This window comes from Mucilaginibacter panaciglaebae, from assembly GCF_039539265.1.
Classification (GTDB): domain Bacteria; phylum Bacteroidota; class Bacteroidia; order Sphingobacteriales; family Sphingobacteriaceae; genus Mucilaginibacter; species Mucilaginibacter panaciglaebae.
In genome coordinates this window covers 1-26,628 of sequence record NZ_BAABCV010000013.1, presented here as the reverse complement: position 1 = coordinate 26,628, position 26,628 = coordinate 1, and the positions used below count along the sequence as shown (strand labels likewise).

Sequence of the window (26,628 nt, the reverse complement as noted above, 5' to 3'; positions counted from 1 at the left end):
ATAATATATCGACAATTTGTTTTTTCTACACTAAAACGTTACCGCTCATTTCTTTAGGTATCTCAATACCCAAGATATGCAATATAGTTGGTGCAACATCACCCAACTTCCCGTCTTTCACAGAAGTTACGTCTGTGTCTATGATAATGCAAGGCACCAGGTTAGTGGTATGTGCTGTATTTGGCGTTCCGTCTTCATTGATCATGTAATCGGCATTACCGTGATCGGCCAGGATAATGAATGAATAACCGTTGGCTAAACCGGTTTCAACTACTGTTTGTGTGCAGCGGTCGGCGGTCTCGGCGGCGGTAACTACTGCACTAAAAACACCAGTGTGGCCCACCATGTCGGTGTTGGCAAAGTTTAGTATAATTAAATCAGCCCAACCGCTTTGCAATTCAGGTACTATGGCATCGCGTATACCCTCGGCGCTCATTTCAGGTTGCAAATCGTAAGTAGCAACTTTTGGCGAGGGCACCATCAGGCGCTTCTCGTTATTAAATTCTTTTTCGCGGCCACCAGAAAAGAAAAAGGTAACGTGCGGATATTTCTCCGTCTCGGCAATACGTATCTGGTTTTTGCCCGCATCCTGGATGATCTCGCCTAATGTTTTGGTCAGATCTTCCTTGGTAAATACCACTTTAACATCTTTAAAAGTCTCGTCGTAAGTGGTCATGGTTACATAGTACAACTTCAGCGGATGCAGGTTGTACTCTGGAAACGCTTTTTGTGTAAGTGCCACAGTAATTTCGCGACCGCGGTCGGTACGGAAATTAAAGCAGATCACCACATCGCCTTCTTTAATTACTGCCGTTGGCTTACCTTCGCCATTGGTTTTAACAATGGCCGGCATAAACTCGTCGGTAACGTCTTTCAGGTATGATTCTTTGATGGCTTGCTTAACATCGCCGGTTGGTTCGCCCACACCATTAACCATTACATCGTAAGCCTGTTTAACGCGCTCCCAGCGGTTGTCGCGGTCCATAGCATAATAGCGGCCAATAGCCGAAGCAAGTTTAACCGGTGTGTTTGCTATATGATTCTCTAACTCGGTGATAAAACCCAGGCCAGATTTAGGGTCGGTATCACGGCCGTCTAAAAAGGCGTGAACAAATACATTGTTCAGGCCAAAGGCAACAGCAACATCGCACAGCCCCTTTAAATGTTTGATATGTGAGTGTACACCACCGTCTGACACGAGGCCGATAAAGTGTACGTCTTTATTATTTTGTTTAGCGTAGTCAAAAGCAGCTTTTAATGTCGGGTTGGTTACCAGTTCATTGTCATCAACCGCTTTGTTAATGCGGCCCAGTTCCTGGTAAACGGTGCGGCCTGCACCCAGGTTCATGTGTCCCACTTCTGAGTTACCCATCTGTCCGTCCGGCAAACCAACAGCCATACCCGACGCTTCCAGTTTTGAGTTGGGATATTTTTCAATTAACGAATCAAAAAACGGCGTCTTGGCAGCTAAAATAGCGTTCGACTGATCATTACGGCCATAACCCCAGCCGTCCAATATAATTAATGCAAGTTTCTTTTTATTTTCCACGACGCAAATATAACCTTGACAGCGGATAGATTATAATTTCTTTTATATAGCTTAGTTAAACCAATCGTACCTGTCTATGAAAAAAATGATATTACCTGTTCTTTTATTTCTGGCGACGTTAACTTATGCCCAAAGCCGAAAAGATAACCATCAGCAAATAGCCTCCATTGGCGACCTTAAAGTATCCGGCGGCATTATAAAAGATTGCAAAATTGGCTACCGTATGTTCGGTAAATTGAATGCTGATAAAAGCAACGCGGTTGTTTTCCTCACTTGGTTTGGCGGGGTTTCCAGAGATCTTGTCAACCCGACAAATTTCAGCGCTATTGATACCACGCGCTATTGCCTTATCATCATTGATGCTTTGGCCGATGGTGTATCCTCATCGCCCTCAAATAGTAAAACTCAGCATGGGCGTAAGTTTCCCGAATTCAGCGCTGCGGATATGATTGGAAGTCAATATGTTCTGCTCACCCAAAATCTGGGCATTAAACATGTTAAAGCGGTCATGGGTATATCCATGGGCGGGATACAAACCTTTCAATGGGCGGTGAGTTATCCTGATTTTATGGATCTGCTGATCCCGATTGTCGGCACGCCGCAGTTTACCAGTTATGATAATATGCGGGGCGAAATCTATCGTCGCTTACTGGAAAACGATCCGGAATATAATCATGGCAATTATACCGTCAATCCAAAGATCACTATCATCAATATGTTTTGGGAAACCGTACTGACCACTCCGGCGGAAAGAGTTCGTTCGCATCCGCATGACGATTTTGGTCGCTGGCTAAGGGACGTCGAAGCGCAACAACACGGCGATTGGAACGATACCTGGTATCAATCTAACGCGCTGGCGCAATTTGATATCACTAAACCCTATGGCGGGTCGTTTGCAGAAACAGCCAGGCACGTAAAGGCAAAGATGATCATTGTTACTTGTCTTCAGGATCATATCGTCAGCCCAAAACCTTGTATTGATTTTGCCAAAGCAGTAAACGCCAAACTGGTTGAGATTGATAATGATGCCGGTCATCTGGGCGGCAATCTGGGTAATGCCGATGCACACAAGGCCGTTGTAGAAGCGCTGGCAAATTAGTAACAAATGTGTTCGATGTGTTTGAAAACTATCACATCCGAAAAAATGTTATTACTTTTGAACCTTCTAAAAAATAACTGATTTGGATATAGAACTTGTACAGCCGTTTATTGACAACGCCTTGAAGGAGGACGTTGGCGACGGCGATCATACTTCACTGGCAACTATTCCGCCAGACACCACAGGTAAAGCAAAATTATTGGTAAAAGACAGCGGCATTATTGCCGGTGTCGAGTTGGCTGAATATATTTTTCATCGCGTAGATAAAAATCTAAAGCTAAACATTTTTATTAAAGACGGTACAGAGGTAAAACCCAAAGACATTGTTTTTGAGGTGGAAGGTAACGTCATTAGTATATTGACAGCCGAGCGCCTGGTATTGAACTGCATGCAGCGCATGTCAGGCATCGCTACCAATACAGATCATATTGTCGATTTGTTGAAAGGTACTAATACGCAAGTCTTAGATACCCGTAAAACCACGCCGGGAATGCGTTATCTGGAAAAATGGGCCGTACGCATAGGCGGCGGTGTTAACCATCGCTTTGGTTTGTACGATATGATCTTGATCAAGGATAACCATGTGGACTACTCCGGGGGGATTGCGCGCGCTATAGAGAATGCACATCAATATATCGAAAAAACGGGCAAAAAGCTGGCCATCGAAATAGAAGTACGTAACCAGGAAGAGCTGGATGAGGTGCTTCGGACCGGTGGTGTTGATCGTATCCTGTTAGACAACTTTAACTTTACAGACCTTAAACAGGCTGTAAATATCATAGAAGGGCGCTATATCACTGAGGCCTCCGGAGGTATCACTGTTGACAACGTACGCGATTATGCAAATTGCGGTATCGACTATGTGTCTATCGGTGCATTGACCCATTCGGTTAAATGCCTGGATCTGAGTTTAAAGGCGATTAAATAGGCTGTTTTACGGCAATTTTAGAATTTTATCCTGTGTTGCTAAATATGAATAAACTTGTTAGTGCGCTCATCAATTTATAATATTGCGTCGATATGATAACCCCTTATTCAATTTCAGCGTTAATACTTGCTTATCTATTTGGTTCTATTCCAACGGCTGTTTGGATAGGTATGGCATTTTATGGAATTGATGTCCGCGAGTATGGCAGTGGTAATGCAGGGGCTACTAACACTTTTCGGGTTCTCGGCAAAAAGGCCGGCATACCTGTTATGCTGCTGGATATCCTTAAAGGATTCACTGCTACCAATCTTGCATATTTTATAGGTGTCACCACAACTGGTGGCGTACATTCTAACTCTTACACTAATTATGCCCTTGCCTTAGGTATTGCAGCCGTTATGGGCCATCTGTTCCCCATCTTTGCAGGGTTTAGAGGAGGCAAAGGCATAGCCACCTTATTGGGTATGATATTGGCTATACACCTGCAGGCAGCGCTACTTTGCGTGTTGGTGTTCATTTTAGTGTTACTAATTTTCAGATACGTATCGTTAGGTTCTATTTTAGCCGGATTTACCTACCTCATCGGCGTCACATTTGTCTTTCCCAGCAACCGGTCGGTGGTGATATACGGCATGTGTATGTTCCTGCTTATTTTGGTTACCCACCAAAAAAATCTCGAGCGTTTGATACGGGGCACAGAGAATAAGGTTAATCTCTTCAAAAAGAAAGAGGCATAAACAAACCCAAACATTCTGCACATATTGTCGTTATTGTTTATAGTGTTTCCCTAAAAACTATTTATGAAAGCGACAAAACCACTGTTATTATTTGTATTATTTACTATAATATATTCGTGCGCCACAGTGCCGCTTACTGGCCGCAGGCAGTTAAGTCTGGTAGGCGACGCTGAGATCAATCAAGCGGCGGCGGCCAGTTATTCGCAATTGTTATCAGATCCTAAAACAAAGGTGGTTGCCAGCGGATCGGACGCGCAGCGGGTTAAGCGTATAGGTGGCCAATTATCTGCAGCTATTGAGCGGTATTTGAAACAGAACGGCTACGCCGATCAATATCACTTTAACTGGGAATTTAACCTGATACAAAGCAGCGAAGTAAATGCCTGGTGTATGCCGGGCGGCAAAGTTGCCATATACAGTGGGATATTACCTGTTACTCAAAATGATGCAGGGCTGGCTACTGTTATGGGCCACGAGATTGGCCATGCTATAGCTCGCCACTCGGCCGAGCGGATGTCTCAGCAATTGGCAGCACAAGCCGGCGGAGCGGTTGTAGGTGCGGCGGCAGGCGGACAATCGCAAACTACACAGCTGTTGATAAATCAAGCTTATGGTATAGGCGGTCAGTTGGCGTTGTTAAAATACTCAAGAGATCAGGAATCAGAAGCCGATCGACTTGGGCTAACCTTTATGGCTATGGCAGGCTATGACCCGCATGAAGCTTTAGCCTTTTGGAAGCGCATGCAAGCACAGAACAAAGGCGGCGCTCAGCCAGAGTTTTTAAGTACGCACCCCGCGGATGCAACCCGTATTGCTGCTATTGAAAAGTTAATACCCGAAGCGATGAAATATTATAATAAATAAAAAGATTAGTAATCAGGTGGTTACCGGTTTTTGATGTTCGTCTCAATTAAGACGTTCGAATAAATTTTGTCAAACAAAAATCGCGGTGTTAATGCCATTCCTAATTTAACTAAATCATCGATAATCTTATTATTCTGATGTACCACTTTTCCAAACCACCACGAGTAAAAAACAACTGGATTTACTTTTGATGTCCTACTTTTCTGAAAGACTTCAAAAATTTGGCGCAAGGTCAAATTTTCGTGGCTAAGTAAACCCGCCAAAAGGTAGGAATCCTCCATAGCAAGGCAAGCACCGTTTGCCATATTTGGCGTTGTAGGATGAATCGCATCGCCAATTAACAGCGTATTCTTGTTGAACCATTCTAAACCTCTACGGCTTTTTGGATCAATATCCAAAAGCTCTGCCGGGTAAATATTTTCTGAACTGTCAATGACCTGATGCACAATAGCATGATAGTTTTTAAAGTATGATTTTAAAGCTGCTTTGTCAAATAAAACTTCCTCGAAAGTTTTTTTCTCTTTGATGACATACCAACTGTAATAATTTCCACCCATATGAATTATTGCAAACCTTAAGTTTTGGCCAACAAAGTCATGATATGAGTTTTGGAATTTTTTGTCAAGTACCATTTCGCTGATTCCACGAAAAAGGATCTGGTTGGAGTCGCGAAGTTTGAGATTGGGATAGATTTCCTGCCTTATTGATGAATTAATACCATCTGCCGATATCACGACCTCATTTTCACCGAAGTCGCCGATCGATTTTTGGGTATTTAAATGGATATGCTGAGCATCCAGACGACTATATAATAGTTTATGAAATTGTCGCCTGTGTACGGATAAAGCTGGTTTCGGCAACTTAAAAGATTTGAGGTAGTTTAGCTTGTTGTCTACCAGGTGAAAGTCATATATTTCTGTACCTAGTTGTTTTGTTTCTTCTAAAATATCCCATTCTTTCAATATATGACGGATATTGGCACTTATTCCTAGTGCTACATTTTGATAAGTTATTTCAGGGCTTTGTTCAAACAGCTCGTAATTAATACCGTTTGTTTTTAAAGCTAAAGCGGTTGTCAAACCTGCTATTCCGCCACCAATAATATTTACAGTATCAATTTGTTTCATGATTAATATAACTAATTGTATATAAGTAGTTATATGCAATTTAAAGCTAACAATTTAAAAGCAGTTTGACGCGGTTTATGCCGGTTAAGCTATAGACTGCCCCAAAACCTCTAAAATAGCTTTTGCCTTAAGCAGGCATTCATCATATTCTCTTTCGGCATCGGCATGGTAGGTTATGGCACTGCCTGTTTGGAAAGACAGGTACTTGTCTTTTGCATTATAAAGCAAGGTGCGGATCACCACATTAAAATCAAAATCGTTATTCGGACTGAAATAGCCTATCGCACCCGAATATATGCCGCGCTTGCTGCGTTCGTATTTTTCCATTAACTGCATAGCGCGTATTTTAGGCGCGCCGGTCATGCTGCCCATGGGAAATGTATTGCGGATAGCGTCAACAGCACTGATGCCATTATTTAACTCACAAGCGACGGTAGATATCATTTGATGTACCTGATTGAAAGTATAAATACCAAATAGCTCCTCAGTTTTCACCGTTCCCGGTTTGGCTGAGTGCGTAAGGTCGTTACGCACCAGGTCAACGATCATTACATTTTCCTGTAGTTCTTTAGCCTGATGACGTAACTGTATTTTAATGGCTTCGTCCTCTTCTGCCGTTTGGCCTCGTTTGGCGGTGCCTTTTATTGGTTGCGATATCAGTTTGTTGTCACGCTTAGCCAAAAAACGCTCAGGCGATGCGCAGAGGATGTAGTTATCCATCCACTTATAAAAAGTACCGAATGGGGTAGGCGATACGCGATTAAGTTGTAAAAAGGTGGACACCGGGTGGATAACCGCATCATCAGCAAAAAACTCCTGGCAGAAGTTTGTTACATAGATATCTCCGCGGGCGATGTGGCCTTTGATCTGGTTGACCGAAGTGACATAATCGGCTTTGCTGAAACGTGCCTTGGGGTGTATGTTATTGGGTTGATAATCGGCCTGCACCTGTGCATCAATAGCTTTTAATACAGCTTGCGCATCAGCCGCAATAATTTCTACCAGGCCGTTGTTAATGAGAATCAAATTTTGTGGCGCGAAAAAAAATAGATCAGGAAAATGCAGGTGGTCCTGGTTTTCTGACGATAATTGTTCTACTTCGTTTTTTAGATCATAACTAAAAAAGCCGGTTAGCCAACCGGGATGCATTTTGCGAAATTTTTCCAATTCGCTAAAAGCTTTGCCGGTATTTAAAGTAATGCCATCTTTTATCCCGGCAGCAATTAGTGTGTCAAACTTAGAATAAGGATCATTGAAACTATTGGAGTCCAGATAACTGCATGCATCAAAACCTGCCGCCCACTGCAGCGCTTTTTGCTTGAATAAATCCAGGTCAGTTATCTGCAAAATCATACCGTAAATTTAAGCAAAAAAGAAAAGTCCCGGCTTGCCGGGACTTTATATTAGTGCAGTGTTAAAGTCTGTTTTCTGTCCGGACCTACCGACAGCCATTTGATCGGTACACCAAGCTCTTGCTCCAGGTAGTCGATATATGACTGTAATTTGGCAGGGATTTCGGATGTCTCAGTAATACCGGTCAGGTCTTCGTTCCAGCCGTCAATTTCTTTCAATACCGGCACAGCATCAACCGAGCAGATATCGTAAGGCATATAGTCTATCTTCTCGCCTAAATAAGTATAATGTGTACAAGCGTATATCTTATCAAAACCGCTTAGTACATCCGCCTTTGTCATTACCATTTGGGTAACCCCGTTTAGCATGATAGCATATTTTAAAGCAGGCAAGTCAATCCAACCCGTACGGCGCGGGCGACCGGTAGTTGCACCAAACTCATGGCCTACTTTACGCAATTCCTCGCCGGTAGCATCGTTTAACTCGGTAGGGAAAGGACCACCGCCAACGCGGGTACAGTAAGCTTTGAAAATACCGATCACATCGCCTATAGTTGACGGTGCAATACCTAAACCTGTACAAGCACCGGCAGTAGTTGTATTTGATGAGGTAACAAACGGATATGACCCGAAGTCGATATCCAGCATAGTGCCTTGGGCACCTTCGGCCAATATTTTTTTACCTTTTCGAAGATAGTCGTTTACAAAATGTTCTGAATCAACCAGCCGGAATTTACTCATCAGGTCGATAGCTTCAAAGAATGCGGCTTCACGCTCACTAAAATCGGCAACCTCACCATACAAAGCCTTTAGCATAGAAACATGCTTCTCAACCAGTTTTTGGTAGCGGTCTTTAAAGTCAGGCAAAGTAATATCGCCTACACGCAAACCGTTACGACCGGTTTTGTCCATGTAAGTTGGGCCAATACCTTTAAGCGTCGAACCGATCTTGCCTTCGCCCATTTTCTTTTCGTTTGCGGCATCAAGCAATTGGTGGGTAGGTAATATCAGGTGTGCTTTTTTGGCAATCAATAAGTTGTTTTTCGCCAGTAAGTCATGGCCTGCATCTTTCAGTTTATCAATCTCTTTTTTAAGGGTGATTGGATCAATAACCACACCGTTACCAATCAGGTTAACTGTGTTGTCAAAGAATATACCCGAAGGGATAGTGTTTAGTACAAACTTCTTACCGTCAAACTCAAGCGTGTGGCCGGCATTCGGGCCACCCTGGAAACGAGCTATCAGGTCATAGCCTGCGCTTAATACGTCAACAATTTTTCCTTTTCCTTCGTCGCCCCACTGGAGGCCTAATAATACGTCAACAGCCATTATAAATTTATAGAATATTAACTAATAAGGGGCCAAAGTTATACTTTTCTGTCGCAAAAGCCCTCTTTTAGTTTTTCACAATTGCCATAAAGATTTAAAGAGTGATGTTTGATGTCGAATTTCAACAGTCCGCCCATCATACTTTGAATCTGTTGGATACGCGGATCGCAAAACTCAACCACCTTACCGCAATCTATGCAAATGATATGGTCGTGCTGCTTGTAGCCGTACGATTTCTCGAATTGCGCCATGTTCTTACCAAACTGGTGCTTAGTCACCAGGTCGCATGATACCAATAGCTCAAGCGTATTATAAACGGTTGCCCGGCTCACGCGGTATTTTTTATTTTTCATGTGGATATAAAGCGATTCCACATCGAAATGGTCGTTGCGTGAGTATATCTCTTCCAGTATGGCAAAGCGTTCGGGGGTTTTACGCAACGCTTTATTTTCAAGGTAAGCCTCAAATATTTTTTTTACCATATCTATAGTTTCCTGTTGGGACATAGTGTTTTATTGAAGTATCAAAGGTAACATTTAGAATCAAGAATTAAGAGCCGGGAATCAAGAGTCAAGATAAATGTGACTTTAAAAGTCTTGATCCTGGCTCTTAATTCTTGTCTCTACAATCAGGACGCTTTATCGATGGCATCAAATCTCGTTACTGCGGTAACGCCGTTTACGGTCTTTAGCTTCTTGATCAGATTATCCAGGTGTTCAGTATCGTTCACATAAACCATAATAGAGCCCTCAAATATACCATTATCGCTATCGACGGTTATAGAGCGCATATTCACCTTAAAGTCATTTGATATAACGGTGGTAAGGCGGTTAATCAAACCTACATCATCAATACCGGTAATACGTAAACCGGTCAGGAAGGCCAGTTCCTGCTGATTAGTCCAGCGGGCCTTAACCACGCGGTAACCATAGTTGGCCATCAGCTTAGCTGCGTTCGGGCAGTTGGTACGGTGTATCTTGATGCCGTCGCTTACGGTAATAAAACCAAACACGTCATCGCCGGGGATGGGGTTACAGCAATTGGCCAATTTGTAGTCAATCTTCTGCATATCCTCGCCAATAAGCAAAATGTCGCTGTCTTTAGCTTTGATATTGCGCAGCAAACCTTGCAGTTGCTCGCTGTCTATCTTATCCTGAGGCTTATTCTCAACAACTTTTTCAGATAGTTGATATTCCTTCAGGTCCTTCATATCAATGAGGCCTTTGGCGACATTGAAAAACAGATCTTGCGTTGAGGGCAACTTAAAGAAATAGCTGATCTTGTGGATATTCTCCGAGTTGTAAGTGATCTTTAACGATTTTAGCTTGCGCTCCAATATTTCTTTGCCATCTTCGGCAATCTTACGTTTCTCCTCTTTTAAAGCCGACTTGATCTTTGCCTTAGCCTTGGCAGTAACCACAAAGTTTAGCCAATCTTCTTTAGGTACCTGCTTGCTCGAGGTAATCACCTCCACCTGATCACCGTTTTGCAATTTGTAGCTTAGCGGTACCAGTTTATGGTTAACCTTGGCACCAATACAGCTTGCGCCTACATCGGTGTGTATCTCAAAAGCAAAATCAAGCGCCGTTGCGTTTAATGGCAACTGTATGAGTGCGCCTTTGGGCGTAAAGATGAATATCTCGTCAGAAAACAGGTTCATCTTGAAATCATCCAGGAACTCTAATGCGTTCGACTCTGGATTTTTTAGCATGTCACGTACCTTTTGTACCCATTGGTCAAGGCCGCTGTCCGTCGAAGACTCCTTGTATTTCCAATGTGCCGCAAAACCCTTTTCGGCAATCTCATTCATGCGTTTGGTGCGTATTTGTACCTCGACCCATTGCCCGCGCGGACCCATCACTGTGGTGTGCAGCGACTCATAACCATTGGCCTTTGGCGATGATATCCAGTCGCGTAAACGGTCGGGATTTGGGCGGTACAAGTCGGTAACAATAGAATAGGCTTTCCAGCAATCAGCCTTTTCATTTTCGGGCGAGCTGTCGAGAATTACACGAATAGCAAACAAGTCATATACTTCTTCAAACGGAACAGACTTTTTCTTCATCTTGGTCCAGATAGAATGTATAGATTTAGGCCTGCCAAAAACGTCTGCATCTAAACCTTGTACAGATAATACTTTCTTTACCGGCTCGATAAAGTCACGGATAAATTTCTCGCGCTCAGTCTTTTTCTCGTTCAGTTTATTTTTGATGAACTGGTAGGTTTCGCGCTCCATGTATTTCATGGAAAGGTCCTCCATTTCAGATTTTATGGCATATAAGCCCAGGCGATGCGCTAGTGGCGCATACAGGTAAATCGTTTCTGACGATATTTTCAACTGCTTATCGCGAGGCATAAACTCCATGGTGCGCATGTTATGCAGGCGGTCAGCCAGTTTTATCAGGATCACCCTCACGTCGTCGGCCAGGGTAAGCAGCATTTTTCTGAAGTTTTCGGCCTGTAAAGAGCTGTTGGTGTCAAACACGCCCGATATTTTAGTAAGGCCGTCAATGATCTTGGCTACCTTTTTACCAAACTCCTGTTCAATTTCGTCAAGCGTTACATCCGTGTCTTCAACAACGTCATGCAATAGCGCACACACAATTGACGTAGTACCCAGGCCAATTTCTTCGGCAGCTATCTGGGCAACGGCAATAGGGTGATATATATAGGGCTCGCCAGATTTGCGGCGCATATCCTTATGGCTCTCTAATGCCATATCAAAGGCCTTGCGTATCATGCGTTTGTCGCCCTTTTGCAGAGTCGATTTACTTGCACGCAACAAGGCCCGATATCGTTTTAGTATCTCGGTCTTCTCAGCTTCCAGGTCAATTACTAATTCTTTCATTATAAGGCTATATCCACGTATATTATAACAGGCAATAAATAATTAAATTGCATGTTATATTGAAATGCAAAAAAAAATTGCACTAATTTTGTAATAGGTAAATTTATGAAATTATTCGGGCTTTTGATAGTGTTTTGCTGTCTGATGGGTAAAGTTAAAGCCCAATCAGAACGTCCGCCATTACCAGTGACCGGCAAAAATGATACCATTCAAACCTACGTTACGCTTTTAGACGGCGAAATGGTGCCATGGATAGTTACTAATGATGTAAATATCCACGCGACCCGGATTTTTAAGACTGATGCCGACCGAAAAGCCTTTAATCTGCTGCGTTATAACGTAAGCAAAGTAATACCTTACGCTCATTTTGCCGGCGACAGGTACCGAAAACTACAGCGAGACCTGGCCTTAACCGGCGATAAGGACAAGCAGAAACAACTGATTGAGACTTGTAACCACGAGATTAAAGATATGTTTAACCGGGATATTAAAAACCTGACAATCAGTCAGGGAGAAATTCTGATTAAACTCATCAACCGCGAAACGGATGTGACCACTTATGCCGTGGTAAAAGAGCTAAAGGGTGGTATCACTGCTTTTTCGATGCAGATGCTGGCTGGTCTGTTTGGCCATAATTTGAAAGAAACTTACGATCGCGACGAGCAACGCGACATAGAAACGATACTGCAGGAATTTAATTACGATTCTTACAGATCTCCATATCAATAATGAGCGATAAGACCATCTATCCATTTAAGGCTCAAAAAATATCCGGCGACGAAATCAGTTTGTCAGATTATAAAAATAAGGTATTGATGATAGTCAATACGGCTTCTGAGTGCGGTTTCACGCCGCAGCTGAAAGATCTGGCCGCTTTGAAAACAGAGTTTGATGACTATGATTTTGAGATACTGGCTTTTCCGTCTAATGATTTTGGCGGCCAGGAACCGCTGGTAGGTGATGCAATTGCAACTTTTTGCGAAAGCTATGGGGCAAACTTCCCGGTGTTTGACAAAATAAGGGTTCGGGGGCCATATGCTGACCCGTTATATAAATTTTTTGCCGATAAAAAACAGAACGGCAGATTAGGTTCAATACCCCGGTGGAACTTCCATAAGTTCCTGATTAACAGAAAGGGTGAGGTTACTGATTTTTATTACCCGTTCACCAATCCGACATCATCTAAAATCAAAAAAAAGATCAGGAAACTTTTGGCTGCTGATAAATAAACATCTACATTAAAACAATGCTTAAATTAGATATACTGGTCTTAGCTGTACACCCAGACGACGCCGAATTGGGCTGTGCAGGTACCATCATGAAACACCTTGCCCTGGGTAAAAAGGTAGGTGTTGTTGATTTAACCCGGGGCGAACTCGGCACCCGTGGATCGGCCGAAATACGCGATAAAGAAGCGGCCGCTGCCGCAAAAATATTAGGTCTTACCCTACGCGAAAATTTGGCTATACCCGACGGCTTTTTTGAAAATACGAAGCAATATCAGTTAAAGGTTATTGAGTCCATTCGTAAATATCAGCCCGAAATTATTATTACCAATGCTTACCATGATCGTCATCCCGATCATGGTCGTGCCTGCAGCCTGGTGACTGATGCTGCTTTCTTATCGGGCCTGCGTAAAATTGAAACTTACCAGGATGGCGCACATCAAGAGCCCTGGCGCGCCAACCTGTTAATGCATTTTATACAGGATATGTATATCCGGCCGGATATTGTTGTTGATGTAACCGAATACTGGGATAAAAAGCTGGAAAGCATCTTTGCTTACGGGTCGCAGTTTCATAATCCTGAATGGGAAAAGGAACCACAAACTTATATCTCATCGCCCGAATTTATAGCTGTAGTAGAAAGCCGTGCACGCGAATTTGGTAAGGCCATAAACGTTAAATTCGCAGAGGGCTTTACCTCTCGCAAAATTTTGGGTGTAGATAATTTGTTTGCTCTGCGGTAGGCGGCAGTAATAACCTCTTGCCATTTAGACCAACGCGAAACTATTTTCTTAAACGAAAAATCTATACACACGCTAAGCGCCAATGCTAACTGGTGTAGTTTCTCGTTATGCCCGAAATGAGATAGATGGTCAGGGCGCTTATAACTAAACTGCCACGTACTCAAACCTGTTATTCTCGATATTACGCTGGCGTTTAAGTTTATTCTCTTTAGCTAATTTTAGCAGTATACCTGATAACTCAGACGTTTTGAAGTCTGAGTTGTACTGATCTTTGCAGTAATCGGCAATGGCAGAAATAGAATGAGGTATTTTAAAGAAATCGGTATTCAGTAGTTGGTTTAATATCTTGGTAGCCCCCGGCTTTTTGCGGCCCATAGCGCCGCTATACGCGCCGATTTCGGTGTTGTTTTTTGACCGGTTCGCTTTTCTTTGTAAAAATTCCAGACCCTCTGCATCTCCTCTTTCAAACTCAATCATTGCATCCAGAAGCTTGTCGACTACTTTTACCTGCACGGCTTCTGACTGGAACGCATTTACAACTTCTGATATTTCTATCAATTGCTTTTTTAGTTTTTCAATGGGTTTGCTCATGATATTATAGGCTACAGTGAATATATTATTTCTGACAAAAGGTATAGAGCAATATATAGGGGAGATATTATTCTATTAACAGAAATAATGGTTAGATGTTATGCAAACATACGATTATAGTATAATTTCATTAAATTAATTACCGCAATACTTTAAAAAAACCGTAAGTTGTAGCAAAAATATTACATTATAATTTTTTAATAATATCTGAGAGGATATTTAATCCTTCGTCAATATTATTTTTTTCCACAATAAGCGCCGGCCTGAAACGGATAGTACTCTTGCCGCATCCCAGAAACATTGCATTCTTTTCCATACCCATCCGGATAAACTTGTCGCGGGTTTCTTTGTCTGCAAAGTCAAATGCGGTAAGCAAGCCTTTGCCACGTACGCCGCTAATTACCGGGATGTCATTGGCAATTTGGGTTAGTTGCCGCTGCAGATATGCTCCTGTTTCTGCCGCTTTTGTACACAGGCCATCTTCTTCAATGATCTCCAGTATTTTTGACGCCCGCACCATATCCACCAGGTTACCGCCCCAGGTTGAGTTAATGCGGGATGATGTGTTAAACACGTTATGTTCAATTTCGTCAACCCGACGGCTGGACAATATACCACATACTTGCATTTTCTTACCAAAGGCAATGATATCCGGACGGGCTTTTTCGCCAAAATGCTCATGGCACCAAAACTTGCCCGATAGGCCTACGCCAGTTTGTACCTCGTCATAAATCAGCAGCACTTCGTTTTCGTCGGCAAGAATACGCAGTTGCTCCATAAATTCTTTGCGGGCGTGGTGGTCGCCGCCTTCGGCCTGTACAGGTTCTACAATGATGGCGCAGATATCGTCTTTATGATCAATGAAAGCCTGCTTGATCTGGGCTATTGAATTTTTCTCGCGTGCTATCAGCTCGGCCAGGTTTTCTTCAGTCTGCGGGAATTGAATGGCAGGGAATGACACTCTCGGCCAATCAAACTTAGCGTACCATTTGGTTTTTACCGGCAATGTGTTGGTCAAACTTAAAGTATAACCAGAGCGGCCATGAAAAGCATTTTCAAAATGCAGCACTTTAGTACCTTTTTCAGTAGTATAGCCTTTCGCGAAATTCTTTTGCACTTTCCAGTCCATCGCAGTTTTAAGCGCATTCTCAATAGCCAATGTGCCGCCCGAAATAAAGAATGCATGCGGTAGGTAATCAGGAATGCCTGTGCGCTCAAAAGTTTCCACAAACTGTGCATATTGTTCGGTATAGATGTCTGAGTTTGATGGATTGGTTAATGCCGCCAGCATCAGGCTTTTTTTAAAGGCCTCGTCATTAAGCATCTTAGGATGATTATAACCCAGTGGCACAGAGGCAAAGCAGGTAAAAAAGTCAAGCAGGGTGCGTTTGTTCCTGGAGTCGTAAATATGTACGCCCTGGCTTTTCTCCATATCAAACGTCAGATCGAAGCCATCGGCCAGCACATGTTTGTTCAGAGATTCGATAACATTTTCGGGAGCAACAGATAGCTTATACATATAAATTCGCTTTTAACAAATTTACGGAATGATGTGCAGATGTGCGAATATATCAGCCCCTTCTAACCCTCCCCCTGCAGGGGAGATTTAGAGGGGGCTCAAAACTTGTCCTTCATCCCCAGCAAGCCAAAAAGACCGCCGGTATGGATAGCTAATATTTTATCACCCGGGTTGAAATAGCTTTTAGCTGCCAGATCATACAGTGTATAGAACAGTTTCCCGGTATAAACCGGTTCGATTATTATCCCGGTGTCGGCCACGAATTGTTTAATAAAGCTTATCAGTTGATCTGTTGTTTTGCCGTAACCGCCAAAATGATAGTCGGTATGTAACTGGTAGTTGGTTGCATCGGGTACCAGCCTGATAATCTCGTCGCCAATAAAATCGCCATTTTTTAAAACCGGTATAACATGGCACTTCGTATTAAGTTTATGTAGAGCAATGCCGCTTATAATTCCCGCAGCTGTCGCACCGGTGCCGGCGGCGCAAAAAATATGATCATAGGTTTCGGTAAGTTCATTAATCAGTTCACCGCAGCCTTTTACAGCCTCTGGCGAAGTGCCGCCCTCGTCGATAAAAAAAGCCTGCTCATCACTGCCAAAATATCGGTTGAACAGATGTTGCTTATCGCGGTAGCTTTCCCGGTCAACAAAGATCAGGTTCATGCCGTGCAGGCGGCACATAAACAGGGTGTCATTATTTACCTCATCACCCCGCACAAAACCGGTGGCTTTAAAACCAAACCGTGCAGCTGCACCGGCAGTAGCTAATAAGTGGTTAGAAAAAGCGCCGCCAAAAGTTACCAGGTGATTTTTATGCTGACGTTGTGCCTCGCGAAGTAGATATTTGAGTTTGCGCCATTTATTACCTGATATAATAGGCTGGATCAGGTCGTCGCGTTTGGTATAAACTAATAAGTCCCGTTCATCAAATAACTTATTGTTGAGTTGATGAACGGGACTAAATATCTCTAACTCGATATTCACTATCAGAAGCCTAAGCCAATACCGGCATTTGCTGAGTTGTAGCCGGTGCTGCTTACGCCATACGAAGCGTAGATTTTAAGAACAGTTAAGCTTAGCTGGAACCCAACATCCGCACGGGTGCCACTTAAACCGGCGCTTGAACCGCTAATTGAAATAGGATCTGCATGATTAGTATAAATTGGATCGCCGGTATTTGTAGCACCGGTTACAAATGGGAAGTTGCCTTTTAAAGCTACATCAGTGCTGCTTTTTTGATAACCAACAGACACAAATGGTGTGAAGAATAATAATCTTTTAGATAAGATCACCGATGCATTGAAGCCGTTGAAATTGCCTTCCAGCCTTTGATTGCTGTAATCAGCAGGACCGGCAGAAGCATTGTCTGGTTTCACATCTAATGTTTTGGTATAATTTAAGTGTGTATAACCAAAAGCAATAGCAAGATCGAAAGGTTTTTCAGGTCCCTTTTTAATAAAATCCTGGATTATGTCGTGTTTTAAACCAAAACCAAACATACCTACTTTACCTACATCGTCAGTAATTTTAGTAGTAGGAATAAAGCGTACGGTAACGTCAGTATGTTTAACCAGGCCTACGGTTAATTGCAGTTGCGGAGCAGGAACATATTGCGTAACACCTTTTGGCAAAGTGGTTGAATAAGTAGCTGAAGAGTTATTTGGATCAGTGAAAGTGATGCCGGTACTCAGGTTTTTATCGCCGCCAAAAGTTGGAGCAATTGACTGACCTGGGTTAGTTGGCTTAATGTTGGCCAAACCTAAAGAATTGATATCAAAAGATTTGTCTTTAGTCGGGATCATGCTGGCACTGGCACTTATTCTGATAGCAAAGCGTAAAAATTTTTGAGTCTTTGCAGTGTTTGTCCAGCCGCCATTTAAGCTATTGCCAAATCCTTTAAATAAAGGGGTAGCATAAGCATTTATCAGTTTGTTTACGTCGGACGGGCCGCCTTTAAACAGGTCAGAGATACCGTTGTCAGACTGCGCTTTTGCATTGAAGGCAGTCGTCGTTAAAAGTGCAAGAATAATTAATGAGTAGAGTTTTTTCATATTGTTTAAATACGTTAGGTTTTACAATTATAAAGGTAATATATATTTATTAATAATCAATGTCAGGCCTTTAACCCTATATTTTTTAAGAATAATTAATTGATAGAAAAACCTTTATTTTTGCCTCCGATATGATAAAAGAAGCCGATGCCTTTGAGCAGGACGAACAGGACCTGTATGAACACCTGCGTGTGGTAGTTGATAAGGGGCAATCGCTTTTACGTATTGATAAGTTTTTGATGTATCGTGTCGAGAATGCATCGCGCAACCGTATACAAAATGCTATTGATGCTGGTAACGTATTAGTTAACGAAAAGGTTATCAAAGCCAGCTATAAGGTCAAACCTCAGGATGTCATATCCGTAGTACTCCCTCATCCGCCGCGCGATACTGAAGTTTACCCCGAAAACCTGCCTATAAATATTGTTTATGAGGATGATGATGTGCTCATTGTAAATAAGGCAGCCGGCATGGTAGTACATCCGGGATATAACAACTATACCGGTACGCTGGTTAATGCCCTGGTTTATCATTTTCAGCAATTGCCTACACTGCCGGGTAACGACGGCCGCCCCGGTTTGGTGCATCGTATTGATAAGGATACCTCGGGCTTATTACTCATCAGCAAGAATGAGCGATCTATGACCTACCTGGCCCGCCAGTTTTTTGATCATTCCATCACCCGGAAATATATTGCCCTCGTCTGGGGCGATATCGAGCAAGACGGAACAGTAACCGGCTATATAGGCCGCAGTGTGAACGACCGCCGGGTTATGTCTATTTATGACAATGAGGAAAAGGGCAAGTGGTCTGTAACCCATTACAAAGTTTTAGAGCGACTGACTTACGTTACTTTAATAGAATGTCAGCTGGAAACCGGCCGCACACACCAGATCCGGGCGCATATGAAACATATTGGCCACCCATTGTTTAGTGATGCCACTTATGGCGGCGATAAAATTTTGAAGGGCGCCGTTTACAGCAAATACAAACAGTTTGTCGAAAATTGTTTTGAGTTAATGCCGCGCCAGGCGCTGCATGCACAAACGCTGGGTTTCGTACACCCGTCTACAAAAAAGCACCTGTTTTTTGAAACACCTCTCCCAGAGGATTTTGAAACTGTATTGCAAAAATGGCGAAAATATATTGGTGCTAATGCCACACAAAATGGTGAAATTAGCGATTAATTGACCATGGCACTTCTGTACATCAATTTTAACGGAGAGATTGTACCCTCGGATAGCAAATTACTGCCGGTGGGCAACCGGTCATTTAAATATGGCGACGGTTTGTTTGAGAGTATGCGCATGCTTAAGGGGCAGCTCAAATTTGCTGACATGCACGCCGACCGCCTGCAACGGGGAATGAAAGCGCTGAAAATGGACGGCTATTCGCAGATGGATGCCTACTTTTTGAAGGAGAAAGCCGAGCAATTGGCCACCCGGAATAAAGCTAAACATGGCCGGTTGCGCTTAACGGTCTATCGCGATTCGGTGGGTTTTTATGCACCCTCACAAAACCGGGTGGGTTACTGCCTCGAATTTAGCCCTGCCGATGAGCCGCGTTATTTTTTGAATGAGAAGGGTTTGATCGTAGATATATTTACCGATCTGCCTAAACCATCGAATTACTTGTCAAATATAAAAACCTGTAACTCGCTTATTTATGTAATGGCGGGTTTATATAAAACCCAAAATAACCTGGACGAGATTTTCCTGCTTAACCAGAACGGATTTTTATGCGAGGCCGGCAGTGCGAATGTTTTTGTATGGTACGAAAATCACCTGTATACTCCGGCCCTAAGTGAGGGCTGTGTGGAAGGCGTTATGCGTCAGGTAATCATCAACATCGCCAAAAAAAATAATATCCCGGTAACTGAGGCGCAGATAAACCCTGAAATTTTATATGAAGCCGATGAGGTTTTCCTAACCAACGCCAGCAAAGGCATCCAGTGCGTAATGGGTTACGGCATACGGCGTTACTTTAGCAAGATTAGCAAGTTTTTAATGGACGAGCTTAATAAAGCTTAATATTTACTGGTACACCCTTACGTAATCAATATAATACTTAGCCGGTAAAATAGTGTCATCCTGCGGGCCGCCCCAATCCCGGGCGCTGCCTAAAGCCAGGTTAATAAGCAAATAGAATTTCTTTTTGAATACATTAATGTCTGCTTTTTTCATGCCGGCATAACTAAAAGTGAAATATTTCAGATCGTCATAATAAAATACCATTCCTTTATCGTCCCAGTCGACAGCATAAATATGGAAACCATCCGCCGGATTACCTACCATTTTGGCAATGCCCTGTTGCTGATGTTTCCCTAATGAATCGGCATAATGAACAGTAGCATGTACCTGCGTCGAGTCGCGGCCCAGGTATTCCATAATGTCTATCTCGCCGCACCGTGGCCAGCCAATATTATAATGTGTATCTCCTAACATCCAAAACGCGGGCCAGGTCCCCTTGCCGCCGGGTACTTTCGCCCTCACCTCGATACGCCCGTATTGCCATGAATATTTACCATGAGTATTGATAGAGGCCGATGTGTATGGCGCAAACTCCTGCTTTTGCTCGCGCCGGTCAGAGCCGGCCTTATAGTCAGGATTGGGATATTGCTCCCTGATGCCCTCAATTACCAGCAGGCCGTTGTCTACATGGCAATTCTTTAATCTTTTCTCGGTATAATATTGCGGTTCGCCATCGCGCACAAAGCCTTTCTCGTAACCCCATTTGGTCGAATCGGGCAAGCCGGTGTAGTTGAACTCATCGGCAAAAACAAGTTTGCGTTTGATTTTTTGGGCCGATGATAATATTGGCAAACAAAGCAATGCAAGTACAAAACTGATGATCTTCATACATCTGATTTTAAAGGGAATGCCATCTCAAACGTAGCGAGAGATCTATACATCGTCAAAATGGCGTGTGCATAGGTTTCTCCCGTTGGTCCAAATAACAACAACAGCAACTTCAATGTTATTTCTTCTACAACCTCACACCACGCAAAAACTCCGCAATATCCATACGCTTTTTACCTTCTAATTGTACATCGGTTACGCTGATAAAGCCATCCTGTGTAGCAAATTTAAGGTGGGTTTTATTGTCTGTTAAAAACGCACCGGGTTGCAGGCCTGGTTCAGTTTCCTGGTATTCGGCGCGGTATATTTTGAAAGTTTTGCCATTAAGGTCTGTAAACGCAGTAGGCACCGGGCTTAATCCGCGTATAAGGTTATAAATCTTAATGGTGGATTGGTTCCAGTCAATTTTGCAATCGTCCTTGTAAATCTTAGGTGCAATTTTAAGCTCTGTGTCTTCGGTGTGTAATAAGGCCTGTGGATGCTCATTATATCTGCCGCTCTCAACCGCTTTAACCGTTTTTACCAGCAGGCCTGCGCCTTTGGCCATCAGGCGGTCGTGAAGCTCGCCTGCGGTTTCATGACCAGTTAGTGTTACTTTTTCGGTAAACAGTACGTTGCCTGTATCTATTTCATGCTTTAAAAAGAAGGTTGTCGCCCCGGTTTCTTTCTCGCCATTAATGAGCACCCAGTTTATTGGTGCAGCACCGCGGTAGTGGGGTAGTAATGAAGCATGTAGATTTATAGTGCCCTTGTCAGGCATATTCCAAACTTCTTCGGGCAGCATTCTGAAAGCTACTACCACCTGAAGGTCAGCTTGCAATGAGCGTAGTTCGGCCAGAAACTCAGGGTCTTTTAAATTGGTGGGCTGTAATACATGCAGGCCATTGGCTACGGCATATTGTTTTACCGCAGATTCGCTGATCTTTTGGCCACGACCGGCAGGTTTATCAGGCGCAGTAACTACGCCGACTATTTCTGCGCCGGCTTTCATCAATTCATCCAACGATGCCACGGCAAATTGTGGCGTACCCATAAATACAAGTTTCATGCTCATGAATATCGGTATTTTATCTGACAGGTGGCGTTGGTTTTAAATCAATCAGAAAAAAATTACTTAATTGATAATGCCCTGCTAAGGACAATTATTGATATAGCAAATATTTGCGGCGCGTCGCTTTGAATTTGGATAGTCCCCGTTCCCAGCTTTGCCTGATCTGTGCCTCAGTTTTACCCGCCACAATTTGTTTTTGAAGCTGGTCTGTACCAGCCAATTTTGTAAAGTATGCATTAAAAAAGTGGGTCTTATCCGGGAAAGCTTTGTATAGTTCTATAAGCCATGACAGATTAATGCGGCCGCTATTTTTAATGGCAGTTGTGTTATAATTTCTGAGGTTGATGCCATAACAGGTCTGATTTTTTTGCGGCGGATCTTCGCTCATGCCCGGTATACTTACCGGTTTAAAAGAAAAGCTATATTTGCCTTTCAGTAAAGGATGCCCAACCTGCACAAAAGGCAGCATGGTGCCGCGGCCCAGGCTCAGGGTCGTTCCTTCAAATAAACAGACGCTTGGATATAGTAAAATAGACTGCACTGTGTTCAGGTTAGGCGAGGGGTTTATCGGTAACACATAGTTGGCCGAATGCTTATAGTTAGCCATTTTAATGATCTTCAATTTACACTGTATCCCATTTTTCAACCAGTGCTCGCCGTTGATCATTTGCGCATATTCGGCAATAGTCATACCGTGCGAAATAGGAATAGGGTGCATACCCACAAATGAGCGATAAGCGGTATCCAGTATCGGTCCGTCAATGATTGTTCCGTTGGGATTAGGCCGGTCGAGGATCATCAGCTCAATGTTGTTTTCGGCACAGGCCTCCATGACATAATGCAGCGTAGATATGTAAGTATAAAAGCGTGCACCTACATCCTGAATGTCAAATATCATCAGGTCAATACCGCTCAGGTCGGCGGTTGTAGGTTTGTAATGTTTACCGTAGAGCGATATAACGGGCAGGCCGGTTTTCGCGTCGATAGCGTCGTCAACTTTGGCGCCGTTACTGGCGTCGCCTCTGAAACCATGTTCAGGCCCATAGGCTTTTTTGATATTGATACCCAGCTTTAACAAACTGTCAACCAGAGGTGTTTTATTTTTGCCGATGATAGATGTTGGATTTACCACCATGCCGATATTTTTACCTTTTAAATAACTGAGGTATAGCTTGGTCTGGTCGGCACCAGTGAGTAAAATAGAAGGGCCTTTATGCCGGGTTGGTTTTGAAGGGGTGGCCTGGCTGCAGTTGCTGCAGGCAGCAAAATATCCGGCTATCAGGGTAAACAGAAATAAAGTCTTTATTCGCGTCATATTATTTGACCTGCCTTAAATTAATATACCATTTTAAGCGTTAAAACTGCATATTTGCTAAGTTACAAAAAACATACCGCATTGAATTTTTCATCTTTTATAGCCGGACGGATATCTTTTAGATCTAAACGCACCTTCTCAAAGCTGATTGTACGTATAGCTATTGCAGGTATTACGCTGGGGCTGGGTGTTATGATCCTGTCGTTGGCTATTATCCGCGGTTTTAAAGCTGAGATATTGGAAAAGGTGCGTGGTTTTGATGGTGATATTACCGTTATTAAGTATGATCTTAACGCTTCTTATGAAAACTCCCCTTTTATTAGAGCTGATACATTTGAAACCAGCGTAAAAAAATCGGCAGCCGTTGAGTATGCAGTGCCTTTTGCCACCAAACCGGGCATTATCAAAGCCAATAACGAGATTGAGGGTGTGCTGTTAAAAGGCGTCGACAAAACCTATAACTGGAGGTTTTTAAAGAACAATATGGTAGCCGGCAGGGTAGTGAATTTTGCCGACACAACAGAGAGCAAACGCGAGTTGATGGTATCGCAAACCCTGGCTAACCGTTTAAAGCTTAAACTGGGCGATAATATTTTAATGTACTTTGTGCAGCAACCGTTAAGACGCCGTCCGTTTAAAATTGTAGGTATTTTTGAAACCAGTATCGAGGATATTGATAAGATCTACGTCATAGGCGACCTGGCCCTGATCAAACGTCTTAATGACTGGGCACCGAACCAAATTGGGGGCTACGAAATCCGTATAGCCGACTTTAATAAGGTTGACGAAGTTAGCCATTTTGTAGACAATAACCTGCCGCCGCGATTGAAATATACTACCGTTTTTGAAAACTTCCCGATGATATTTGAGTGGCTGCCATTGCTTGATGTAAACGCGCGCGTAATGTTGGTACTGATGCTGGCCGTAGCAGTTATTAATATGATATCGGCATTGCTCATTATGATATTGGAGCGCACTTCGATGATTGGCATTTTTAAGGCTATGGGCGCTACCAATTGGAATATACAGCGAATCTTTCTTTATAACGCGGCTTATATTATTGGCATCGGGTTAATTTTGGGTAATATATTGGGCCTGGGATTAAGCCTGCTTCAATCCAAAACCCATATCTTTAAGCTCGACGCCTCATCATACTATATGCCTTTTGTGCCCATAAAACTAAATTGGTTTGATATCGTAGGACTTAACATTGGCACCATGATCATCTGCCTGTTGGTGCTTACTATTCCTTCAATGCTGGTTGCCAAAATATCGCCGGTAAAAGCTATCCAATACAAATAACTTTGGCTATGTGCTGGTAAGCATGTTTTTGATCTGAAATAAAAATAATTTGTTATCCCGACGAGGAACGAGGCGTATCTATGCATGCGGAAACCCGGCAGGTGATAGATCTCTCCTTATGGTCGAGATGAAACGAATGGGGCTCTTTATTATATCTTCTTAGCCTCGTTCCAAAAAATGTCCATTTCGTTAAGGCTCATATCATGCAGCTTTTTACCGTTTTCGGCTGCCTTACTTTCCAGGTATTGAAAGCGCTTGATAAACTTGCGGTTAGTTTTTTCCAATGCATCCTCTGGGTTGATATTGATGAAGCGGGCATAATTGATCAATGAGAACAGCAGATCACCAAACTCGCCTTCGGCGCGTTCATGATCAATAGTGCTTTCGTCTTCGGCATTAAATTCATTTCTGAACTCCTGCATTTCTTCTTCAACTTTGGCCCACACCTGGCTCTTTTCTTCCCAATCAAACCCTACACCCCGGGCTTTCTCCTGGATGCGCGATGCTTTTACCAGCGCAGGCAACGAGGCCGGTACGCCGCCCAAAACAGATTTGTTGCCCTCTTTTAGTTTGATCTGCTCCCAGTTACGCTTTACATCATTTTCGTCATTAACCTCAACATCGCTATAAATATGGGGGTGGCGGTTAATTAGTTTTTCGCAGATTCCGTTAAGCACATCGGCGATATTAAAATCATTCGTTTCAGAAGCAATGCGCGCGTAAAACACCAGGTGCAGCATAATATCGCCCAACTCTTTTTTTATCTCGGGCATATCTGCCGACAGTATCGAGTCAGACAGTTCATAAACTTCCTCTATAGTGAGGTGCCTTAAACTTTCCAGGGTTTGTTTTTTGTCCCAGGGGCAGTTGAGGCGCAGATCGTCCATGATGGTCAATAAACGTTCAAAAGCAGTTGCAGGCGTTGATGCGTGCGGAGGTGGAATGATAGCCATGTTCTTGATGCAGATATGCAAATGTGCAGATTTTTGATGACATAAATATATTCAACACGTCATTGGGAGGAACGAAGCATCTGCCGGGCGGGCTTAGACGCATTGGTAGTATAGTTTGCAGATTTTTAACTTCGTTCAAGAGAATAGTTCTTTCAGAATGACAAAATTCCTACACAAGCGCCCCACTTGTGGTATGCTTGTAATGGAGGCAAAAATCTATCGATATGGTCTCACTAAACAATAAAGTAAACCGCTTTCCTGTCATCGAATTATTAAACCTTTACAGCAATGACGGGTTGGCTATTTATTGCTATAAAATCGCTCTAAGCATTTCGCGCTTGCCCGGCGCACCGGGTATCTTTTGAATAGTCAAGCCTAAGCCTTTGAGCATCCGCTTTAAATTACCGGTAATGGCATATGTGACAAATACACCACCAGGGTTAAGAAATTTTACAGTATGGCTTATAGCGTCTTCGCCCCACATTTCCGGCTGATGGACGGCTGCAAAGGCATCGAAATAGATCACATCAAATTTTTGAGGCAATTGGAAATCAAGCAGTGTATTGTGCGCTATATGCAATCGGCAGCAATCATTCAGATCTACGGGTTGAGTTAATGCCATTTGATAATTGCGCAACATCTGCTGCCAGGCGGCCACCGAAGTATATTGCTCATAACCTGTATTGCTGATCAGGTCATCCGTTAGCGGATGTGCCTCTATACCTACATAATCTAACTTAATTTTTTGTTCGGCACAGTAATCAGCAGTCAACAGAAAATTTAAACCGGTACCAAAGCCTATTTCCAAAACAGAAACCGATTGCGCGCCACTTTCATCCAAAAAATAACGCAAACCTGCATTCAGAAAAACATGCCGGCTTTCCTGCAAAGCGCCATGTTTTGAATGATAGTTCTCGCCCACCGCCGGGTTAAAAATGGTTTTAGAGCCATCGGCAGTGGTAACTATTTGCAGGTTGTTGTTCATGTAAGAATGTTTAAAATATAAGGCAAAGATAAGTTTAATCCCTGCTGTTAAACAAAAGGGGCTGAACCGAAATGGTGTGACCCCAAAAAGTTGGACAGATTACAAAATTAAGTTTTTTGTACGAGAGCTCGGTATTCCACCGGGCTCTTTCCATTTAACCTGTTTTTTATTCTCTTATTGTTGTAGTAATGAATGTATT

Annotated in this window: 26 protein-coding genes; 10 read left to right on the top strand and 16 right to left on the bottom strand. The window is 43.0% G+C overall.

All coding sequences use genetic code 11. From position 1 onward, the window contains the following. Positions 1-25 precede the first annotated feature (25 nt). Positions 26-1,549 carry a 2,3-bisphosphoglycerate-independent phosphoglycerate mutase gene (gene gpmI / locus ABD772_RS15980; protein ID WP_345106701.1) on the bottom strand — a complete coding sequence of 508 codons (1,524 nt, stop codon included), beginning with the start codon at positions 1,547-1,549 and terminating at the stop codon, positions 26-28. Between the two features lie 76 nt (positions 1,550-1,625). Between gpmI and ABD772_RS15975 the strand changes: the two genes are divergently transcribed. From ABD772_RS15975 to ABD772_RS15960, 4 genes are all read left to right on the top strand, one after another. Further along, positions 1,626-2,648 (top strand): alpha/beta fold hydrolase, encoded by a 1,023-nt coding sequence (locus tag ABD772_RS15975; RefSeq protein WP_345106699.1) that lies wholly within the window; start codon positions 1,626-1,628, stop codon positions 2,646-2,648. A gap of 82 nt (positions 2,649-2,730) precedes the next feature. Beyond that, on the top strand, positions 2,731-3,576 hold the full coding sequence (nadC, locus tag ABD772_RS15970; RefSeq protein ID WP_345106697.1) for a carboxylating nicotinate-nucleotide diphosphorylase: 846 nt from the start codon (positions 2,731-2,733) through the stop codon (positions 3,574-3,576). Between the two features lie 92 nt (positions 3,577-3,668). Beyond that, a complete protein-coding gene (gene plsY / locus ABD772_RS15965; protein WP_345106695.1) occupies positions 3,669-4,313 on the top strand; it encodes a glycerol-3-phosphate 1-O-acyltransferase PlsY in 645 nt (214 codons plus the stop codon). A 63-nt stretch (positions 4,314-4,376) separates the two neighbouring features. Next, entirely contained in the window at positions 4,377-5,177 is an 801-nt protein-coding gene (locus tag ABD772_RS15960; RefSeq protein WP_345106693.1) for a M48 family metallopeptidase, read from the top strand. A 20-nt stretch (positions 5,178-5,197) separates the two neighbouring features. Here ABD772_RS15960 and ABD772_RS15955 read toward each other — a convergent pair whose 3' ends face one another. The 5 genes from ABD772_RS15955 to ABD772_RS15935 all read right to left on the bottom strand — a co-directional run bounded on the left by ABD772_RS15955 (position 5,198) and on the right by ABD772_RS15935 (position 11,833). Continuing rightward, positions 5,198-6,304: an FAD-dependent monooxygenase gene (locus ABD772_RS15955; RefSeq protein WP_345106691.1), complete on the bottom strand. Its 1,107-nt coding sequence runs from the start codon at positions 6,302-6,304 to the stop codon at positions 5,198-5,200. 84 nt (positions 6,305-6,388) lie between these two features. Then, positions 6,389-7,657 (bottom strand): anthranilate synthase component I family protein, encoded by a 1,269-nt coding sequence (locus tag ABD772_RS15950; protein ID WP_345106688.1) that lies wholly within the window; start codon positions 7,655-7,657, stop codon positions 6,389-6,391. 50 nt (positions 7,658-7,707) lie between these two features. Then, the gene (locus tag ABD772_RS15945; RefSeq protein ID WP_345106686.1) at positions 7,708-8,985 is read right to left on the bottom strand and encodes an adenylosuccinate synthase; all 1,278 of its coding nucleotides are present in this window, start codon (positions 8,983-8,985) and stop codon (positions 7,708-7,710) included. A 38-nt stretch (positions 8,986-9,023) separates the two neighbouring features. Then, positions 9,024-9,491 carry a Fur family transcriptional regulator gene (locus ABD772_RS15940; RefSeq protein WP_345106683.1) on the bottom strand — a complete coding sequence of 156 codons (468 nt, stop codon included), beginning with the start codon at positions 9,489-9,491 and terminating at the stop codon, positions 9,024-9,026. 122 nt (positions 9,492-9,613) lie between these two features. Further along, a complete protein-coding gene (locus ABD772_RS15935) occupies positions 9,614-11,833 on the bottom strand; it encodes a RelA/SpoT family protein (RefSeq protein ID WP_345106680.1) in 2,220 nt (739 codons plus the stop codon). 144 nt (positions 11,834-11,977) lie between these two features. On the opposite strand from ABD772_RS15935, the gene ABD772_RS15930 reads away from it, so the two are divergent. Genes ABD772_RS15930 through bshB1 form a run of 3 tightly spaced genes read left to right on the top strand, consistent with a single transcriptional unit; the run spans position 11,978 to position 13,802 of the window. After that, positions 11,978-12,562, top strand: coding sequence for a DUF4294 domain-containing protein (locus ABD772_RS15930; protein WP_345106677.1), 585 nt, complete (start codon positions 11,978-11,980; stop codon positions 12,560-12,562). Then, a complete protein-coding gene (locus tag ABD772_RS15925; RefSeq protein WP_345106674.1) occupies positions 12,562-13,062 on the top strand; it encodes a glutathione peroxidase in 501 nt (166 codons plus the stop codon). Before ABD772_RS15930 ends, ABD772_RS15925 begins: the two co-directional genes overlap by 1 nt. A gap of 17 nt (positions 13,063-13,079) precedes the next feature. Further along, complete coding sequence (gene bshB1, locus ABD772_RS15920; protein WP_345106671.1) at positions 13,080-13,802, top strand: bacillithiol biosynthesis deacetylase BshB1; 723 nt, start codon at positions 13,080-13,082, stop codon at positions 13,800-13,802. Between the two features lie 144 nt (positions 13,803-13,946). Here bshB1 and ABD772_RS15915 read toward each other — a convergent pair whose 3' ends face one another. The 4 genes from ABD772_RS15915 to ABD772_RS15900 form a co-directional block, all read right to left on the bottom strand. Beyond that, positions 13,947-14,393, bottom strand: coding sequence for a hypothetical protein (locus ABD772_RS15915; protein WP_345106668.1), 447 nt, complete (start codon positions 14,391-14,393; stop codon positions 13,947-13,949). Between the two features lie 187 nt (positions 14,394-14,580). Next, complete coding sequence (gene lat / locus ABD772_RS15910; protein ID WP_345106665.1) at positions 14,581-15,912, bottom strand: L-lysine 6-transaminase; 1,332 nt, start codon at positions 15,910-15,912, stop codon at positions 14,581-14,583. A 98-nt stretch (positions 15,913-16,010) separates the two neighbouring features. After that, positions 16,011-16,898, bottom strand: coding sequence for a 1-aminocyclopropane-1-carboxylate deaminase/D-cysteine desulfhydrase (locus tag ABD772_RS15905; protein ID WP_345106662.1), 888 nt, complete (start codon positions 16,896-16,898; stop codon positions 16,011-16,013). 2 nt (positions 16,899-16,900) lie between these two features. Next, positions 16,901-17,965, bottom strand: coding sequence for a DUF6588 family protein (locus ABD772_RS15900; protein WP_345106660.1), 1,065 nt, complete (start codon positions 17,963-17,965; stop codon positions 16,901-16,903). Positions 17,966-18,096: 131 nt separating this feature from the next. Here ABD772_RS15900 and ABD772_RS15895 point away from each other — a divergent pair, with 131 nt between their 5' ends. Beyond that, a complete protein-coding gene (locus ABD772_RS15895) occupies positions 18,097-19,152 on the top strand; it encodes an RluA family pseudouridine synthase (protein WP_345106657.1) in 1,056 nt (351 codons plus the stop codon). 6 nt (positions 19,153-19,158) lie between these two features. Next, positions 19,159-19,995, top strand: coding sequence for an aminotransferase class IV (locus ABD772_RS15890; protein WP_345106654.1), 837 nt, complete (start codon positions 19,159-19,161; stop codon positions 19,993-19,995). Positions 19,996-19,998: 3 nt separating this feature from the next. On the opposite strand, the gene ABD772_RS15885 is transcribed toward ABD772_RS15890, so the two are convergent. From ABD772_RS15885 to ABD772_RS15875, 3 genes are all read right to left on the bottom strand, one after another. Then, the gene (locus ABD772_RS15885; protein WP_345106652.1) at positions 19,999-20,823 is read right to left on the bottom strand and encodes a glycoside hydrolase family 16 protein; all 825 of its coding nucleotides are present in this window, start codon (positions 20,821-20,823) and stop codon (positions 19,999-20,001) included. Positions 20,824-20,950: 127 nt separating this feature from the next. After that, positions 20,951-21,877: a methionyl-tRNA formyltransferase gene (gene fmt, locus ABD772_RS15880; protein WP_486348206.1), complete on the bottom strand. Its 927-nt coding sequence runs from the start codon at positions 21,875-21,877 to the stop codon at positions 20,951-20,953. Positions 21,878-21,965: 88 nt separating this feature from the next. Further along, entirely contained in the window at positions 21,966-23,189 is a 1,224-nt protein-coding gene (locus ABD772_RS15875; RefSeq protein WP_345106650.1) for an exo-beta-N-acetylmuramidase NamZ family protein, read from the bottom strand. Positions 23,190-23,270: 81 nt separating this feature from the next. On the opposite strand from ABD772_RS15875, the gene ABD772_RS15870 reads away from it, so the two are divergent. Further along, entirely contained in the window at positions 23,271-24,491 is a 1,221-nt protein-coding gene (locus tag ABD772_RS15870) for an ABC transporter permease (RefSeq protein ID WP_345106648.1), read from the top strand. 149 nt (positions 24,492-24,640) lie between these two features. Here ABD772_RS15870 and mazG read toward each other — a convergent pair whose 3' ends face one another. The 3 genes from mazG to ABD772_RS17615 form a co-directional block, all read right to left on the bottom strand. Then, a complete protein-coding gene (gene mazG / locus ABD772_RS15865) occupies positions 24,641-25,444 on the bottom strand; it encodes a nucleoside triphosphate pyrophosphohydrolase (RefSeq protein WP_345106646.1) in 804 nt (267 codons plus the stop codon). A gap of 310 nt (positions 25,445-25,754) precedes the next feature. Beyond that, on the bottom strand, positions 25,755-26,429 hold the full coding sequence (gene mnmC2 / locus ABD772_RS15860; protein ID WP_345106643.1) for a tRNA (5-methylaminomethyl-2-thiouridine)(34)-methyltransferase MnmC2: 675 nt from the start codon (positions 26,427-26,429) through the stop codon (positions 25,755-25,757). Between the two features lie 107 nt (positions 26,430-26,536). After that, positions 26,537-26,623, bottom strand: coding sequence for an IS3 family transposase (locus tag ABD772_RS17615; RefSeq protein WP_425562807.1), 87 nt, complete (start codon positions 26,621-26,623; stop codon positions 26,537-26,539). Positions 26,624-26,628: the final 5 nt, after the last annotated feature.

What these genes read in the sequence shown, in the direction of transcription:
- ABD772_RS15975 (WP_345106699.1), top strand. Translation starts at nt 1,626, where the DNA reads ATGAAAAAAATGATATTACCTGTTCTTTTATTTCTGGCGACGTTAACT.
- plsY (WP_345106695.1), top strand. Translation starts at nt 3,669, where the DNA reads ATGATAACCCCTTATTCAATTTCAGCGTTAATACTTGCTTATCTATTT.
- ABD772_RS15960 (WP_345106693.1), top strand. Translation starts at nt 4,377, where the DNA reads ATGAAAGCGACAAAACCACTGTTATTATTTGTATTATTTACTATAATA.
- ABD772_RS15955 (WP_345106691.1), bottom strand. Translation starts at nt 6,304, where the DNA reads ATGAAACAAATTGATACTGTAAATATTATTGGTGGCGGAATAGCAGGT.
- ABD772_RS15950 (WP_345106688.1), bottom strand. Translation starts at nt 7,657, where the DNA reads ATGATTTTGCAGATAACTGACCTGGATTTATTCAAGCAAAAAGCGCTG.
- ABD772_RS15945 (WP_345106686.1), bottom strand. Translation starts at nt 8,985, where the DNA reads ATGGCTGTTGACGTATTATTAGGCCTCCAGTGGGGCGACGAAGGAAAA.
- ABD772_RS15940 (WP_345106683.1), bottom strand. Translation starts at nt 9,491, where the DNA reads ATGTCCCAACAGGAAACTATAGATATGGTAAAAAAAATATTTGAGGCT.
- ABD772_RS15935 (WP_345106680.1), bottom strand. Translation starts at nt 11,833, where the DNA reads ATGAAAGAATTAGTAATTGACCTGGAAGCTGAGAAGACCGAGATACTA.
- ABD772_RS15930 (WP_345106677.1), top strand. Translation starts at nt 11,978, where the DNA reads ATGGGTAAAGTTAAAGCCCAATCAGAACGTCCGCCATTACCAGTGACC.
- ABD772_RS15925 (WP_345106674.1), top strand. Translation starts at nt 12,562, where the DNA reads ATGAGCGATAAGACCATCTATCCATTTAAGGCTCAAAAAATATCCGGC.
- bshB1 (WP_345106671.1), top strand. Translation starts at nt 13,080, where the DNA reads ATGCTTAAATTAGATATACTGGTCTTAGCTGTACACCCAGACGACGCC.
- ABD772_RS15915 (WP_345106668.1), bottom strand. Translation starts at nt 14,393, where the DNA reads ATGAGCAAACCCATTGAAAAACTAAAAAAGCAATTGATAGAAATATCA.
- lat (WP_345106665.1), bottom strand. Translation starts at nt 15,912, where the DNA reads ATGTATAAGCTATCTGTTGCTCCCGAAAATGTTATCGAATCTCTGAAC.
- ABD772_RS15900 (WP_345106660.1), bottom strand. Translation starts at nt 17,965, where the DNA reads ATGAAAAAACTCTACTCATTAATTATTCTTGCACTTTTAACGACGACT.
- ABD772_RS15895 (WP_345106657.1), top strand. Translation starts at nt 18,097, where the DNA reads ATGATAAAAGAAGCCGATGCCTTTGAGCAGGACGAACAGGACCTGTAT.
- ABD772_RS15890 (WP_345106654.1), top strand. Translation starts at nt 19,159, where the DNA reads ATGGCACTTCTGTACATCAATTTTAACGGAGAGATTGTACCCTCGGAT.
- ABD772_RS15885 (WP_345106652.1), bottom strand. Translation starts at nt 20,823, where the DNA reads ATGAAGATCATCAGTTTTGTACTTGCATTGCTTTGTTTGCCAATATTA.
- fmt (WP_486348206.1), bottom strand. Translation starts at nt 21,877, where the DNA reads ATGAGCATGAAACTTGTATTTATGGGTACGCCACAATTTGCCGTGGCA.
- ABD772_RS15875 (WP_345106650.1), bottom strand. Translation starts at nt 23,189, where the DNA reads ATGACGCGAATAAAGACTTTATTTCTGTTTACCCTGATAGCCGGATAT.
- mazG (WP_345106646.1), bottom strand. Translation starts at nt 25,444, where the DNA reads ATGGCTATCATTCCACCTCCGCACGCATCAACGCCTGCAACTGCTTTT.
- mnmC2 (WP_345106643.1), bottom strand. Translation starts at nt 26,429, where the DNA reads ATGAACAACAACCTGCAAATAGTTACCACTGCCGATGGCTCTAAAACC.